A 14,831-nucleotide genomic window follows, 5' to 3' on the forward strand; every position below is an offset into this window, starting at 1 on the left:
TGAGAAACCCACGCCGCCAAAGCGATAGACGACGTACTTTCGACATAGGAAATCGATCTTTCGTCGTATATTCTGTGTGCGCAAGCGTGAACCATCGGTTGACTGGATGGGGCGGGACGTTTTTTCCCGCAGCGACAGCCAAAGAGGTAAATCCTTCTGATTTTAGCATTCGAAATGCTTTTGAGCTTCGATAGGACATCTGTTCGACGATCCTGCCTAGTCAAAGTTAAAGATTCTTAACTTCGTATCGCTATAAATGTCAGCTTATTTATCACATTCCCAATCTGGTTTAATATATAAAATATATAATATTTTCTGGTTAGTTATAATCGGTTCCAGGGTCAAGGTTCGAAGGTCTTTCGTTCAGTGATCAACTCAGTAGAAGGGTTGTTATCGGCATCTCAAGAAACGTGACAAGGGGGAACAACTCCCCCCGGTTGTTTTCTCCCTCCATATGCCGTCTATAGGTTTCTTGTACATTCTCCCAATGTAGCCAATCGATTTCCTCAATTAACTCTTTGTGTTCATTAATTGTTCCGGGGATGAACTCGGTCGATCTAATGAGTTCATTGTCATCCGTCCACGAACCGGTAGTATGATGGGGTTCCGACGGTTTTTCTTCCCGTCCGAGATATCGCTGATTGAATTTGTATGCATAGGTTCCAAAATGACGAATCAAGAACGGATGTGATGGTTTGACACCATTATTTGCGTGTGGAATCGAAGCGAGTTTCGGGCTCAGTTTGCAGAGTGCGTCGTTGACTATATTAGTTCGTGCGTGGTACTTAATTGGCATTCTATGTTGTAAATGGAGTAAGCGAATGTCTAAAAATGGATTTCTATAAGGAAACATTTGTACAAGGCTTTGATGGAAAAAGTACGACCAAGCGTTGGTAATGGGATAGTAGTAGCTGGATCGGATAAGCTCAATAGGGCTCGGGTAGTGTACTCCATGACTCCTGATCCCATTTCGTCCTTGACCAATTTCGTTCCGGAGTATTGTTTCAAGGGAAACAGGCGACTCAATATACAATGGAGGGATGGACTTATCCGGGCGCGTGTAGTGCCCGTTAAGCAATAGGTCGATATACGTGTCGATACTGTCGTGACCTCGTGACAACGGAAGAGTAATCGTTTCCCCAAGAACTGGAATATCGATGTTTCGGGTTGGAACATAATTATGTTGATAGAGAACGTCACTATACAATCCACTCATAACGACGTCAAGTTCGTCCGCGATCTCGTCTCTGAAGTTCGTCGCCTGCCCCTGATCAAATGAGCTGATGAAACTCATGTGAGAAGGATTGCGCCTGAGTGCCCGTTTCTGATAATCTTTGTCACGCTTGAGAAACTTATAATCGTGTCCGGCCAAACTCGCGATTTCTTTTGCGATCTCAGCTTCCCGGTTCTCCCACTCATTCATATGGTAACCCGTCACTGACGAACCGAGCGTCGCAGCAGCAATCAATCGCGAGTCGATTCCTCCACTCAATAACACACCGTACTCCGCGTCTTCCGAAGTACGGTCGGCGATAGCACGCTCGAAACGATCCGCGAACTCACGGACGAAATACGAATAGGGCCGGTCCAGCGGGCGGTACTCCGGTCGCCAGTAGACGGCCGTCTCGCTCTCGCCAGTCGAAACGTCGATCGCCGTCCGCGAAGCCGGCGGGAGTTTCTCGATCCCCTCAAGCGGCGTCCGCGTCCCGAGCACTCGCTCGAAGGCGAAATACTCGTAGATATACCGATCGAACCCTGTTTCGATGGCCGGATGGCGCGCGAGTGACTGGATCCGCGAGGAGAACACGAACCCGCCGTCCGAGGTCCGCACGTAGAAGACAGGCCGGGATCCGAGCCGGTCCGTACAGAGCGTCACCGTCCCCGCAGCCGCGTCGTAGACGAGAATCACGAACTCGCCGTTCAGATACTCGACGAACTCGATACCGTACTGCTCGTACAGCCGAGCGCAGTACGCCGCATCGGCCAAATCCGGGTGGATATCCCGCCGCTGGGTATATCCCTCCGGCCCGTCACAGCCGACGATCGAACCCCAGACCCAAAGCCGCACGCCGTCGACCTCGGCAGGCTGATCGCCATCGTAGAAGTCGTGCCGCGAGAGGTGAACGGAGAGCGCGTCGTCGTCGTACCGACGCACAATCTCGTCGTCCCACCATCGGAGAGCCTCGCCGAACGATCGGTCTGATCCGGCGTCGCTACCGATCGTTCCGCAGATACCTACCATACGATCACACCTTTCGATCCGTGCATAAACCTTGCTGAAGACGCAGTTAGACGATACAGAGGGGTGAGTGATTCAGTTGATACCGAACCGGATGCTCGGATCGCCGCCATGCCGAGAGACGCGAACGAATCGGCCACTGCGAGAGTGACCGAAAACGTATTGTATTATATATCCGTTTCTTGATAGAGTGCGTCCCGCTCTCAGGCGGCTTCGACACGGCCTCGCTCACCTCCTCAGCTTTGAGGTCGTCTTCGCCCTGTTCCTCTTCGCGGGCGTCTTCAAGGCCTCGCCGCATCTCACGTGGGTTCCCTACGACCTCACGGCAACGTTCGCGGTTCTCTCCGGCCTCTTCGCGATCACTCTGCTCCTCACGAAGCGCGTCGACCTCCGATCGAAATCGCTAGTAATCGTCGCTCTATTCGGTCTCTTTCTCGCGTACGCACTCCTCACCGTCCTGTGGACCCTAAGCGAGATCTATGTCCAGGAGAAGGCCTTGCGGCTCGCGAGCGTTACCGCTTTCTCGCTGGTTGGTTGTGCCCTTATCGTCGGGGCGGACCGACTCCGACTCCGCCGGTTCCTGGCGGCCACGCTCGTCCTCGCGCTCGTCACCGCCGCCGCAACCATCTACCCGTTCACCATCCACGGCCCCGTCAGGATCGAGCCGTTCGGGACGACCTATCTCATCCTCGGCCGGATGATCGGCTTCGGTGCGGTGATCGCCGCCTGGTACCTCCTGTTCGTCTCGCGGTCGTTCCCCCGATCAATCGCCGCCATCTGTGCGTTCGTCCCGATGGTTTTCGCCCTGTTGATCCTCGATGGGCGCGGACCGCTAGCCTCCACGACGGTCACGGTCGGCCTGCTCGCCATCGGGGCGCTCGTGCTCACCCCAGTACACCGACGCCTGGAACGAGTGATCCCGGGGGTCGCCGGGGCCGGAATCATTGTGATCGCCATCGACCGCTACGGTCACACGCTCCGGGTCTACGAGAAGTTCCGGGCGACGTTCAGCACGAACCCTGATCCGGCGACCGCCGGCCGACTTGCGAACTGGGAGGCGGCTTACGCGACCTGGCGCTCGGGACGTACGGTCACCGGTCACGGCCTGGGGAGTTGGGGACCGCTCACCGACCAGACGATCCACTGGCCGCACAACATCGTCCTCGAACTCCTCGTCGAACTCGGTCTAATCGGCCTGCTGCTCTTCTTCCTACCGATCGTGGTCGGTCTCTGGCTCTCGGTCACTGGCTACCTGGACACTCGGGATCCCGAGTACGTCGCCGTCCTCGCGCTGTTCGTCTACATGCTTCTCAACGCACAGGTAACCGGCGACTTCAACGACAACCGGTTCCTCTTCGCCACTGTCGGCCTGCTCTGTTACGGAGCGACCGCGGAGCCGCGGATGGCGTGGATGAAGGACCTCTTCGAGGCGTGGACAAGAACCCTCCTCACCGATCGCAAGTAAACACCAGCTGTGAGGACCGGTTCGGGATCCTGACCGTGATACCCCTCTCAGAGTTCACAGCGGTGCCCGACGGCGAGCAAACCGGTGTCCAAACAGACCTCGAGACCCGGCCACCGGAACCCCATCATCGAACCGGTCTGGTACGCGACGTGACTGATCGCACTCTTCGTGATCGATCTGAAAGTGACAGGGACCGAGCTCTGTGTGAGTCGAATCCTGATGCTAGCCACACGACCGCGTTTCCTCGGCCATGGTGAACTGGATCCGATCGAGTTTGTTCGCGATGCAGGACGAGACCAGCTGGAGCTGGACGTTCGCCAGCACCGACACTGACGAGGAGGAATCCACAACACGTCCTCTCCGTGCTCCACGGCATCGCTCTCCCCGTCAGTGATCACGACGACCGGGGCGCCACGCGACTGGATTTCCCGGACGTTCCCGATCGTCTTCCGGGCCTGTTCGTCATCGCCGGTGACCACGGCGAACACCGTGAGCTCGTCGTCGACGAGCGCGACACCCGCCGAATCGTACCCCCGATAGTCGAGCCCGGAGAGACCGCTTCGCAAGGCATCGATGACCGCTGGCCCGTCTGACCCACCGATGTAGCCGACGATGCCACACATCAGAGAGCGTGCGCTGTCCCGGCGAAGAGTCGAACCGAGTTATCGGTGTGAGAACCACCGGTCGGTCCAGAAATAACGGTACCGTGGTGATGAGATCGCCATATGTTCGGTCGAGATCGTACTCCAGTCCATACTCGCATGTGAAATCAGATATAAAGTCTTTCTGAGGACAATGTAGTGGCCTTAGATCACGGAAAAACCATGATCCCCAAACCTCGATGATCTCGAGTGCCGCGACCGAATTCGAGAAGGTCTCGAAGCATCCCACTTGCGGTTCGAACCTAACTCGATGAATCGATAGTATAGCTATCTGGACGGGTCTGAGATCAATTCGTAAAGCCCTGTGTCGTATAGATTCCTCGCGTGATCGTGCTCTACGAATCGCGTGAGGCGCTGTTGAATATACGCGCTCGTCACCTCACGGGTACCCTCATCGATCATGCGTTCACGAACGTAAACCGGAGTAACGCGTCCCTCTCGTAGATAACTCAAAAGCTCGAGATCGATTTCCCGCAAATCCGCCTCATCCAAGGACATGACGATTATTTCGTTACCGCCTATTACAAGGTTACTGTTGGAACCAACGGATGAATCATATTCCGTCAGCTTTCGTAGTGAGTTTACAAAGTAATCTATATCAGGCTGGCCACGTTAGAGGTACTGTGAAGCGCGGACTGCTGAGAATTGGTCTCGGCCGGGTGTCCAAGCACCCGACCTCGCGCTTCCAAGGCAGGAAGCATGCAAACGAACACGCCCACGGCTAATGAGAGTAGCGACGAACGAAGACCCACCGACCGGCCGCTCGACGGCGCACGCTCGCTCCTCAGAGCGACGCTGTTAGACGATCGACTCCCGGAGTTCGAGGTCTATCAGGCACTCTGTGAGTGCTCACTCCCGCGATCGATCACGGACTTAGAGGAGCGGCGATGAGTCCCAGCGAGACCGACCTCCTCGAGTGTCCGGTCTGTGGCGCGCTCGGACTCACCGAACGGATCGTCGACCACGACTGTCGTGCGTTCCTCGAGAGCCGACACCGGAGACCCCGCTCGCTATGAGGGTCGAAACGACGCTCGAACAGGCGCTCTCGGGAACGACGATCACGCTCGCATCTCAGGTTCGGTGTCGTGAGTGCTCGCGAACACTCACCGAGGGCGATCCGATCCTCGCAGGGTCGGAAAAACGAGGCGGTGAGTGGACGCTCACGCGGGTGGTCTGTAAGAGCTGTCCACCGGAACCCCCGACCGACACCCCGATCGTCTCGGGTCGGATCGCCAGCACGGCCGACCTCGCGAACCAGCGACACACACTTACGCTCTCCGACGTCGGACTGATCGAGACGGCTCGCCACGACGACTCCGAATGTAATGAGCAGACCGACCCCATCCCAGCGTGTCGGCCGAGCCGATCCCCGAACCCGGAGGGCGAGAACGGGTGAACCCGGACAAACCAACACTCGCGTCCATCTCCGAGCGTCTCGACGAACTCACGGAGCGCGTCGGGGACCTGGAGACCGAGCTGCGTGGGCTCGAATCCGAATCGAGATCGGAATCCACGGTCGAAACACAGCCCACTCTCGAACTCCGTGGGACCACCTCCCCGGACGATGCGAGCCTCGATCAGATCTGGATCGCCGGCCATCCGATCGGGCTGATGCTCACGCGCCGTCGGCGGGAGATCGAACGGCTTCGCGAGGAGATCGACGAACGACGCCTGGACGGTCTCGAAACCGACCTCCCCGCAGATCGCCTGCTCCCGATCCAGCAGGTCACCAGGACCTCCGAGGTCGATCCCTCGGTTCTGAGCGCGAACGATCGACGTGCGGCGGTCGTCTGGTCGAACCTCTTCGAGAGCTGTGATCGCACCCCGACGAAACTCGTCCTCGACTCGAGCGCGGTAAAGACGATCCTGCAGGTGAGCGAGGGGGAACGCCCGCACAACGAGACCGTCCGACGCGTGATGGAGCGTGTCGCCGACCTCGCCGGGGACCTCGTTAGCTGTGAGATCCACCGGACGAGAAAGGCACTCGTGATCGATCGAGCCGAGCTCGCCGCGTTCGTCGACGACATCGACGAGCGGTTCGCGATTGCCGAACAGGAGAGAACCCGATGAACGCCCGCGGATACCAGCCGGACCGTCACGATGTTGTGACGGCTGACGGGGGAGGACGTGTGATCTGATAGTCCCCGTGCGGTCGCTCGGATCGACCTGTCGACGAACACACCCATCGATCGGCGTCGACCGGGCCTGACGGTGGGTCGACTACTCGTGGGTACATCGCCCGGTCGTCGCCGGTCGTATCCCCGTTCACTGGAAGCGGTCGATTCGACCATCACAACATCGTGACGCGTGACCCACGAGCGGCCGGTCGCCACGAACGTGGCACTCCCCGAGGCTTACTGGACGATCTACGAGACCGAAACGAACCGGAAAGCAACTGGGGAGAGACGCGTTCGCCCAACGGAGCGACCACACGAACGAGGGCCGATAGAACGGCGCTCTTTCAGCCCGTTGGTCCACTGCCGGTGGACTAAGCCTCTCCTCATCTCGTTCCCCGGTCCGTACCTAACGGGCGAATAGCAGTCGGAATCTCGCCTCACGGTGTTTTGCATGGGGTGTTCAGGGCGGGATTCGCCTCTGTCTCGCTATGTTTGACGAACGCGACCGGAGACTGCAGTGAGTTCGTTCACGAGCGATTCCGGCTCCCCGATCGACCGTCGATCCACGACGACGACTCCGGCCATCGCGTGTCGATGTCTCGGAGAGTCGGAACCGACGGGCGAACCCCGTGCAGTCGTTTCGTTACATCCCGCGCTCGCGGAGCCGGATCACCTCGACGTCCGGTACCTCGTCGTACTCGGCGTCACCACAGATGACTAACGAACACTCCAGGGTCGACGCCGTCGCGAGTGCGTAATAGAGTAGAGGGTGTCATACAACAGTTCATATGCCCTGGTTTCTGTCATGCTGGATCGATCAATACAGGTGACGCACGCATCGTTCTAGACGGAGGACCAATATGGGATCTATTCTTACTGCGAATCTACTTCTTCGTAGTACTCGATAATCTCCTTCAAACACCACTGGTTGAGTCCTTGTGATGCGAGCGTGAAAACCAACGTTGAGACAGGCTTGCGTTTGTACGCTGCGTAGAGACCATAGAGCCCTATTGGGATACTCACGGTGTTTAGGATCTGTGGGTAGCCGAGACCGATGAGGCGGTGCCCGTCGTTAGTCCAGCGTTCTTCAGCACGTACGACCTTGTACATCCAGTCATCCAACTCTTCACTTGGTTCGCGGAATAGCACCGGATTGATGATTAAGAACAGGAGAGTGAGCCCCAACAACTTCCATTGCCGATGGTAGAGTGCGCCCACGGCCACGAACCCTGCTGCCATTCGACTCCACCCGCTCTTCGGATTGGAGTGTCTGGCCCACATGTTCTCCATCTCCGTCAACTCTGTGAGCATATCGACTATCTCGAAAGTGAGACGTTCCACTGTCACATTAACATTCCGCCACAGCGTTCAGTAAGCATACCTACTGAGCGGTCGGTTCATCACTCTACTGACTTGAAAACAATACCGTGTCAATCGTTGAATGACACCCTTTAGAGTACGTTAGAAAGCCCGAAGACTTCCGCTGATCCCCATCAGTCGGTGGCAACGCTGTACTGTCGGCGGGTACCACCGACTGATCACAGCGTCTTCAGTGTGATGTCAGCGGAGACATAGTGTGGTATTTATTTCGATTGGTCACCTAAGGGCTGTATGAGTGAGGCATTCAAGTGTGATGGATGTGAAGGGTATACGGATGGGAGACCTTCTGCGGTTCTAACAGACCACGATCGTCCAGTTTCACAGTCAGGAGACGGATCAGGCGAAAGCCCTCGAGAGTACGATCTCTGTAAGTCCTGTCTTGGAACGATCAAAGAAAATGTCCTTACTAACGGGGTGAGGTAATGAGACTGCGCTCAATTTTTGCTCGCTCTATTACCAAACCTAACAAACACGGACGACCACTAGCGTTCCGATATATTTCGGTCATTCGTCGGTGAAAAACCACTGACTCTATCGTTTCCACTGTTGGAGCGTGTCATAGAATTCATACCACACAATAGTCAGTCAAAGTACTGTTATATAGTATAACGGCTTCACTGATCCGTGCACCAGGTGAACGGAGATTGAAGACAGTTAGAGAGCGCTCCTTCGTTTATGAATACTGAACCTTCTCGTCCGTTCGCTCTGTTTCGCTTCGGAGCAGAGGAGTGTTAGGGGGAAATTCGGCGTTCTCGGAGGTGCTAGCTTTACATCTGTGAACAACCGTGCGAACCTTCCAATGACACATCAGCAAGGCAAAAATCAAGAGACGAAGCGAGGAGAGCGAAAGCAGCTCTGGAGACTTGGTCGAGATCGCATAGAGTGAGCATGCGAGAGTGTAAGTGCCTGAAGAAGACAGGTTTCGCTACTTCGGTATCTACTGGTATGGCCGGGGTACTCGCTTGCTCTCGACATCGGGGCCTTGTGCAACACTCACCGGGAGGTCCATTACTATTGTTGCACAAGGCAGATTAATTTCCGTCATCATGGCGATCGGACTTGCCTAGCGGAGATCTGGTGGTTCCTTCAGGTGTCCGTCTCGGTCATCGCTGTTGGTTCAGCCTGGCTGGCGTACGTCTCAGCCAGCTCCACGAGATCGTAGACGTGAATCCCGGTCTTGAACCACAGCACGCGATCGGCAGCGCTCCCAAACTCCTCACTGGAACAATCCAAGCGCTCTGAGACAGCGAGAATGAAGTTGTCCGCGTCTACCTGCCGGATCTTCTCCAGCTTCGATTCCAGATACTCGGGAGTCCAGAATCCAACGACCTCGAGGATCGCCCGACGACCGTCCGGATGCTCGATCGCAAAATCGGGGATCATCACCTCCGCGCCGAGGTCGAATACGTCGTCCTCTCGCACTAACTCCCACTCCGTCGTTGCTCGTTCCCACTTTTGGGCGAGCGTCCGTTCGACGTCGCTATCGAAGCGCTTCCCGGCGCTGTAATGCGAATCCAGCCCGTCGGTATGATCCAATGTGAACTGGCGCGTCTCTCCGAGTGTCTCGTCGATAAGGATCTCGGCGGCCATCTCCCACCGATCACAGAGCGGAAGTGCCGGAAGGAAGTTCGCCATTCGGATCCCGTACTTCTGAGACTGCGAAAACAGCGATGCCGGTCCATCAAGCACGGCTTCGTACCCTACAGCCTGATCGGTACTCCCGACGCGCTTGCCATCGGCGTCGATCGGGTAGATGCGGTGCATTAGCCCGAACAGCTTCACGTAGCTGAACACTGTCCCGAAGTGATCCCACACGCGAATGCACATCTCCGTCGCATCGTAGAGCACCGCCTGCGCGAGCGCGAGATTGTACCGGATCAACAGCCAGTCGACGGTGAGATCCGTGTGTTCGTACTCTTCGGAGCTACTGCCGGTCAACGCAGTCGTCGATGTCGACGCTGATGTCCTCTCATCACCAGCACCAGTATCAGCGTACTGCTCGGCAGTTCGCGTCCCGATCCGGACGAGTCGTTTGTTGCCCTCGAGATCGGCGTACATCCCCCGATAGCACTCTTCGAGTGAGATACCCAGCGCGTCGGCAACCCCGCTATACACTTCCAGCTTCTGGGTGTCCTTACCGAGTGTGGGCTGTCGGACGATCGGATACCGTTCATTGGCTCGCTCGAACAGTCGCCGACGAATCTCGCGCGGCTCGACCGGCGAGACGACCTCGAACTCACACTCGTCTTCCAGGAGCTTCGCCAAACCCTGAACGATCTTGTAGTCGGTATCCGCGACGGTCAGTTCGTCGATCGCGTCCTCGAGGTCACCCTTCGATTCCTCAAGATGCGCCTCGAACAACTGAATGAGCTCTCGGGCGGTCTGCCGGTAGCGCTCGTCGTTCGAGTTGATAAATAACGGTGTGACCTCTTCATCAGTCGTGCGCGACCGTGAGAGATCAGCCGTTAGCACTGCTACTCACCCCCTCACGGCGGCGTTGGGAGACGTACGTCTCCATCGTATCCTCCGAGATGATCTCGTAGAGGCGTGCCGGCTGACGGTCCTCCGTTGGCCGCAGAATGCGACCAAGCCGCTGAGCATACTGGCGTTTCGACGCGCTCCCCGAAAGGATGATTCCGACGTTCGCTGCAGGAACGTCGATTCCCTCGTCAAGAACCTGAGACGTTCCCAGCATCGAGTACTCGCCGGTGCGGAATCGATCGAGAATCTCGGTGCGCTCCTCAGTTTTCGTCTGATGAGTGATGCAGGGAACGATGAACTCCTGGGAGATGTCGTAGGCGAAGTCGTTGTTGGCGGTGAAGATGATAGCGCGGTCGTCGTGGTGACGCTTGATCAGGTTATCAAGCGTGTCGAGTTTCTTCGCGGCCGTGCGGGCGATTCGCTCGGCTCGCTGCTTGGCGATGAGCGCCCGTCGTCCCTCCGGATCGTAGGACGTCCGTTTGAGGAACTCCGCATACCCCTCTGCCTTCCAGAGGTCGAACTCGTGACTGTCGACGTAGTCGCGGTAGATCTGATACTCCTCGTTATATGTGGTGCGTTCCTTCGGTGTGAGATCAACTGACATATGAATCGTCTCGTACTCGCTGAGATACTCGCCGGCGAGCTCGTCGACGTCCTCCTGGTAGACGACCGGTCCGATGAGGTCCTCTAAGAGTTCGTGTTTCCCGTCCGGACGCTCGTAGGTTGCCGTGAGTCCGAGGCGATACGGCGCGATCGTCATCTCGGGGATCTGCTGGTAGGTCGGAGCAGGCAGGTGGTGTTCCTCGTCGACGACGAGCAAGCCAAATCGATCGCCGTACTCGTTGACGTAGCGATAGGCGCTGTCGTAGGTGGTGACGGTGATCGGAGTGACCTCGTGACTGCCACCGCCGAGAACACCGATCGGCTCTCGCAGCTGATCACCGAAGGCGTTGGTGAGCGTGGCGTGCCACTGGTTCATCAGGTCGATCGTCGGCGTCACAACGAGTGCGCTGACACCGGCATCAGCGATCGCTTGTAACCCGAGAAACGTCTTTCCGCTCCCCGTTGGAAGGACGACGCTGCCTCGGCGTCCGTGGTCGATCCACGCGTTGAGGGCAGCTTGTTGGTACTCACGCGGCTCGATGTGAAGCGCTGGTGTGAGTTCGAGATCGGGGTAGGCTCGGGCGGCATCTTCGATCGTCTGGTTGAATCCCTGCTGAAGCGTTCGCTGCTTGGCGGTACCTCTTTCCTCTTCGCGATGGCGAGTACCATCCCCCATGCCAGCCCATTCGAGCAACGCTCGATACCGATATGCTTGGGCACGGTACTCATCGACGCGCTCATCCCACTCCGCATACGGAGCCGTTTCGGTGGCCCCTCGAAGGAGGAGTGTTCCGTCGTCGAATTCGATTTTCATCGCGTCTATGAACCCGTTATTGGGGAGAGGGCGAATAACTTGCTTGTTCAGCACACCTCCTCGTTACTTCTTCAATACACCTCTTCATTCGGAGGAAATGGTTAACTGCGAGGCGGACCTACTCATGCGCATGAGCCGGGACCGAGGAGACGATGGCCGATACGTCGAGAAGGTAAGTCTCGACGATGTGATTGCGCATCTCCTCGAACGTGACGAGCCGGTCACCGGCAAAGAAGTGGGAGAGATACTGGGGATTTCGAACCGATCTGCACTCGACAAACTCAACGAATTACACGACCGCGAGACGGTCGAACGGAAGAAGGTCGGTGGAGGAGCCGTTATCTGGTGGCTCACCGACGAACAGCGCGCGCGCGGTGGCCCTGTCGAGCCACTATTCGGACTCGTCGGCCTGTTCGGCGACGATGAGGAGGCTGCTACCCGTGCTCGCGCGCGATCCAAGGAGTGGACCGAGGAGTTCGACCGACAGCTGATGAGCGGTGTCGACGGCACCTCCGACGGAGAGGTGTAGGTCCCCGTCTACATGATTCTCGACTCGACGTTCGTTCACGATGTTGTCCACGGAAGCGACGCGGCGATCGCTCGACTCACCGAGCTTCGTGATACGGATACACCGGTTGCACTCTCATCGCTCACCGTGTTCGAGGTTGGAGTCGGGTTACGAGAAGAGAGCGCTCGGTATCGCCAGCGCTTCGACAAACAGATCGAAGAGCTCGTAGTGCTCCCGATCAGTGAGGCCGCTGCCCGTCGCGCAGTGAAAATCCAACACGATCTGCTCGACCGAGGTGATCGAATCGGTGCACGCGATCTACTCATTGCCGGGACTGCGATCGGGAGTCCAGATCCGCGGGTGCTCACTCGAAACATCGGTGAGTTCGAGCGTGTCGATGGCCTCAAAGTAGAGAGCTACTAATTCGTTTCGATCAATCCGATGGGCGTCTGACTGAAAGCTACAGTGCTACAGCCGTAGCACCTTTGTATGTGACCGACTGCCATCGCTCGCTCATGCAAATTCCGAACACCTGATTATACGCCGGGGTAGTTGATCCTTCGAATCCAGTCGTTCAGCTATTTCGCCTGTCTTTATCACTTTCGTTCAGCAGTCTCCGTGTCTTCCGGACAGTCGTGAAGTCGAAGGCTGGACAGTGTCTCGAACGTCTTGCCACAGTCCTCGGACGTGGGGGCATCGTCTGTACTCTGTATCACACACCCGATCGGCGCACATATCACCGATGTCGTTCGATTCCTGTTCGAGGAACTCTGAGCTTCTCCGATGATCCCTATGATAAGGATCGGGCAGATTGAAATGTGCGACGGTACGTTAGCCCCTCTATTGATAGATTCAGGACGATGGAAAACAGGACCTGTGACCAGTTGTATGGTACCCTCCTAGGCCGGACGGTACCACCGATGGTCGCTTCTACGCCATCTCTCGCCCGGAACGAAAACTCGTTAGATCATCTATTCGTTGTTCGAGTGCTTCGATCTCGCGCCGAAGCTCTTCGGCGCCTTCGCTCTCGGTTGCTGCGAGGCGATCCTTCAGCCCCTGGAGACGGGTCTCTTTCACGTCCTCGTCGACCTCCGCCTTGCGAACGTACTCGCGCTGTTCGATCTCGTAGAGGTCTGACTCGGCGAGCTCGGTTACGTCAAGGACTTCATCGACTTTCTCGCGATCGACAGCGAGAACGCGCTCGCGCTCGATCCCTGCATCTTCCAGAGTGGAGAGAACCTCCTCGTCATGTTTGAGCGTCCGTCGACGCCGAGCCGTCCGCTGCACCGAACCATACTGTCCGTGGACGGGTCGATCGTGATGGAGGCGGTCGAGAAGAACGTCGGTGACTTCCTGGCGGTACTCGTTGGCCCCTCTCTGCACGTCCGAGAGTAGCGTGTAGAGGTTGACGAGGGCGGACGTATCGAGCTGACCGAGGTCAGAGACGTCGTGGCGTTCGAGGACGTCGATGAGTAACAGCGCATCCGCATAGACGGAGAGATCGGGCTCTTGTCGTTCGGGAGTGTGCGCGTCATCGCTAGCACTTTCCGGAGCGTCCTCGTCGTCGACGAGCTGGGTCGTCGTGTACGTCTCGGGATCGGTTTCGGTGATCGTCCCCTCACGTTCATCGACCTCGAAGCGTGGATGGAGACTCAATACTGCGGGGTAGGCTTCCGCGTCGGGAGGGAGCCGATCGAGATCGAATCCATCGGGCATGCTAGTGATCATTCCGTAAAGCGTCTCGAATTGGTCGCGGTGAAGCGGACGCGACTCGCCGGAATGGAACTTAGTGATGATACAGTGCTCTTGGACGTCGGTGATCCGAAAGCGTTCGTGCGAGAGCGGGGTGATGAGCGTCGCTCCTTCGGAGAGTTCGTCACAGGCGTCGAGGAGCGTCCGCCAGCTGACGTCGAACGGCATAGTCGTCCATCGTGCGGCGACGACAAAAACGATAGTCACCGAGAAAAGAACACTTCACTCGTCGGGATTCGGCTCGCCGAGGAGCCACCACTTCGCCCGTCGCCACGCGGGCACTCATCGTCATTGCGACCGCTCGCGTGCGAGTAATCGCTCCTCTTGGACGTACTCGACGAGCTCGGTGTGCTCCTTGCGGCTCTGGATAAGCGCCCGCTCCTCGTTCTCTAAGCGTTCCACCTGTCGTTCAAGATCGACTACACACTCATCGTATTCGAACCCCTTCTCGAGTACTGCCGGACGAGCGCGCTCACACTCCGGCCTTGCTCGTCGCTCACCACCTCAATTATACCATACGTATCGTCCGGTATACGAGTCGTAACGGGCCGCATTCGTGGTGTTACATCTCGTAACGTCATGTAATTCAATCAGACGTCTGGCGAACGACGGTCACCGTCGAACCTTGTGCAACATCCTTTATGAACGAGGCGACCTTGTACACGGCGACGGAAGAGTGATACGTTAGCTCGTCAACGGGTGAAGTGCTCGCGCGCTTGTGAAGGGGCGCGCGGCCCCGGACTGCAGTTCTTAGAAAGTCGCTATTCGTTCTCGCCGTCGGCTTGCAGCTCGCGGTAGCGCTCGGCACGG

Annotated in this window: 13 protein-coding genes; 7 read left to right on the top strand and 6 right to left on the bottom strand. The window is 57.3% G+C overall.

The window, feature by feature from the left end; all coding sequences use genetic code 11:
- Nucleotides 1-370 precede the first annotated feature (370 nt).
- The gene (locus V2L32_RS19325; RefSeq protein WP_331234222.1) at nt 371-2,242 is read right to left on the bottom strand and encodes an asparagine synthase-related protein; all 1,872 of its coding nucleotides are present in this window, start codon (nt 2,240-2,242) and stop codon (nt 371-373) included.
- 187 nt (nt 2,243-2,429) lie between these two features.
- Between V2L32_RS19325 and V2L32_RS19330 the strand changes: the two genes are divergently transcribed.
- The gene (locus tag V2L32_RS19330; protein WP_331234223.1) at nt 2,430-3,704 is read left to right on the top strand and encodes a hypothetical protein; all 1,275 of its coding nucleotides are present in this window, start codon (nt 2,430-2,432) and stop codon (nt 3,702-3,704) included.
- Between the two features lie 47 nt (nt 3,705-3,751).
- Here the strand turns inward: V2L32_RS19330 and V2L32_RS19335 are convergent, their stop codons facing one another.
- On the bottom strand, nt 3,752-4,327 hold the full coding sequence (locus V2L32_RS19335; RefSeq protein ID WP_331234224.1) for a hypothetical protein: 576 nt from the start codon (nt 4,325-4,327) through the stop codon (nt 3,752-3,754).
- Between the two features lie 738 nt (nt 4,328-5,065).
- Between V2L32_RS19335 and V2L32_RS19340 the strand changes: the two genes are divergently transcribed.
- From V2L32_RS19340 to V2L32_RS19355, 4 genes are read left to right on the top strand one after another with little or no spacing between them, the layout of a single operon-like run.
- Complete coding sequence (locus V2L32_RS19340) at nt 5,066-5,257, top strand: hypothetical protein (protein ID WP_331234225.1); 192 nt, start codon at nt 5,066-5,068, stop codon at nt 5,255-5,257.
- Nucleotides 5,254-5,382 (top strand): hypothetical protein, encoded by a 129-nt coding sequence (locus V2L32_RS19345; protein ID WP_331234227.1) that lies wholly within the window; start codon nt 5,254-5,256, stop codon nt 5,380-5,382. Before V2L32_RS19340 ends, V2L32_RS19345 begins: the two co-directional genes overlap by 4 nt.
- Nucleotides 5,379-5,762, top strand: a complete 384-nt coding sequence (locus V2L32_RS19350; protein ID WP_331234228.1) for a hypothetical protein — start codon at nt 5,379-5,381, stop codon at nt 5,760-5,762. Before V2L32_RS19345 ends, V2L32_RS19350 begins: the two co-directional genes overlap by 4 nt.
- On the top strand, nt 5,759-6,436 hold the full coding sequence (locus tag V2L32_RS19355; RefSeq protein WP_331234230.1) for a hypothetical protein: 678 nt from the start codon (nt 5,759-5,761) through the stop codon (nt 6,434-6,436). The genes V2L32_RS19350 and V2L32_RS19355 overlap by 4 nt, the downstream gene beginning before the upstream one ends.
- Nucleotides 6,437-7,356: 920 nt before the next feature.
- Here the strand turns inward: V2L32_RS19355 and V2L32_RS19360 are convergent.
- From V2L32_RS19360 to V2L32_RS19370, 3 genes are all read right to left on the bottom strand, one after another.
- Nucleotides 7,357-7,794 carry a DUF6653 family protein gene (locus V2L32_RS19360; RefSeq protein WP_331234231.1) on the bottom strand — a complete coding sequence of 146 codons (438 nt, stop codon included), beginning with the start codon at nt 7,792-7,794 and terminating at the stop codon, nt 7,357-7,359.
- Nucleotides 7,795-8,949: 1,155 nt separating this feature from the next.
- Nucleotides 8,950-10,335, bottom strand: a complete 1,386-nt coding sequence (locus V2L32_RS19365) for a DUF790 family protein (protein ID WP_331234232.1) — start codon at nt 10,333-10,335, stop codon at nt 8,950-8,952.
- On the bottom strand, nt 10,322-11,761 hold the full coding sequence (locus V2L32_RS19370; RefSeq protein ID WP_331236641.1) for a DEAD/DEAH box helicase family protein: 1,440 nt from the start codon (nt 11,759-11,761) through the stop codon (nt 10,322-10,324). The genes V2L32_RS19365 and V2L32_RS19370 overlap by 14 nt, the downstream gene beginning before the upstream one ends.
- A gap of 130 nt (nt 11,762-11,891) precedes the next feature.
- On the opposite strand from V2L32_RS19370, the gene V2L32_RS19375 reads away from it, so the two are divergent.
- Nucleotides 11,892-12,290 carry a hypothetical protein gene (locus V2L32_RS19375; protein ID WP_331234233.1) on the top strand — a complete coding sequence of 133 codons (399 nt, stop codon included), beginning with the start codon at nt 11,892-11,894 and terminating at the stop codon, nt 12,288-12,290.
- Nucleotides 12,291-12,302: 12 nt separating this feature from the next.
- Nucleotides 12,303-12,692: a PIN domain-containing protein gene (locus tag V2L32_RS19380; RefSeq protein WP_331234234.1), complete on the top strand. Its 390-nt coding sequence runs from the start codon at nt 12,303-12,305 to the stop codon at nt 12,690-12,692.
- A gap of 507 nt (nt 12,693-13,199) precedes the next feature.
- Here V2L32_RS19380 and V2L32_RS19385 read toward each other — a convergent pair.
- Complete coding sequence (locus tag V2L32_RS19385; protein WP_331234235.1) at nt 13,200-14,189, bottom strand: hypothetical protein; 990 nt, start codon at nt 14,187-14,189, stop codon at nt 13,200-13,202.
- Nucleotides 14,190-14,831 lie beyond the last annotated feature (642 nt).

Origin of the sequence: Halalkalicoccus sp. CGA53 (genome assembly GCF_036429475.1) — an archaeon.
Taxonomy (GTDB): domain Archaea; phylum Halobacteriota; class Halobacteria; order Halobacteriales; family Halalkalicoccaceae; genus Natronorarus; species Natronorarus salvus.

Excerpts from the sequence above, each read along its gene's own strand:
- V2L32_RS19370 (WP_331236641.1), bottom strand. The coding sequence starts at position 11,761 with ATGAAAATCGAATTCGACGACGGAACACTCCTCCTTCGAGGGGCCACC.
- V2L32_RS19340 (WP_331234225.1), top strand. The coding sequence starts at position 5,066 with ATGCAAACGAACACGCCCACGGCTAATGAGAGTAGCGACGAACGAAGA.
- V2L32_RS19380 (WP_331234234.1), top strand. The coding sequence starts at position 12,303 with ATGATTCTCGACTCGACGTTCGTTCACGATGTTGTCCACGGAAGCGAC.
- V2L32_RS19335 (WP_331234224.1), bottom strand. The coding sequence starts at position 4,327 with ATGTGTGGCATCGTCGGCTACATCGGTGGGTCAGACGGGCCAGCGGTC.
- V2L32_RS19385 (WP_331234235.1), bottom strand. The coding sequence starts at position 14,189 with ATGCCGTTCGACGTCAGCTGGCGGACGCTCCTCGACGCCTGTGACGAA.
- V2L32_RS19350 (WP_331234228.1), top strand. The coding sequence starts at position 5,379 with ATGAGGGTCGAAACGACGCTCGAACAGGCGCTCTCGGGAACGACGATC.
- V2L32_RS19360 (WP_331234231.1), bottom strand. The coding sequence starts at position 7,794 with ATGCTCACAGAGTTGACGGAGATGGAGAACATGTGGGCCAGACACTCC.
- V2L32_RS19325 (WP_331234222.1), bottom strand. The coding sequence starts at position 2,242 with ATGGTAGGTATCTGCGGAACGATCGGTAGCGACGCCGGATCAGACCGA.
- V2L32_RS19345 (WP_331234227.1), top strand. The coding sequence starts at position 5,254 with ATGAGTCCCAGCGAGACCGACCTCCTCGAGTGTCCGGTCTGTGGCGCG.
- V2L32_RS19375 (WP_331234233.1), top strand. The coding sequence starts at position 11,892 with ATGAGCCGGGACCGAGGAGACGATGGCCGATACGTCGAGAAGGTAAGT.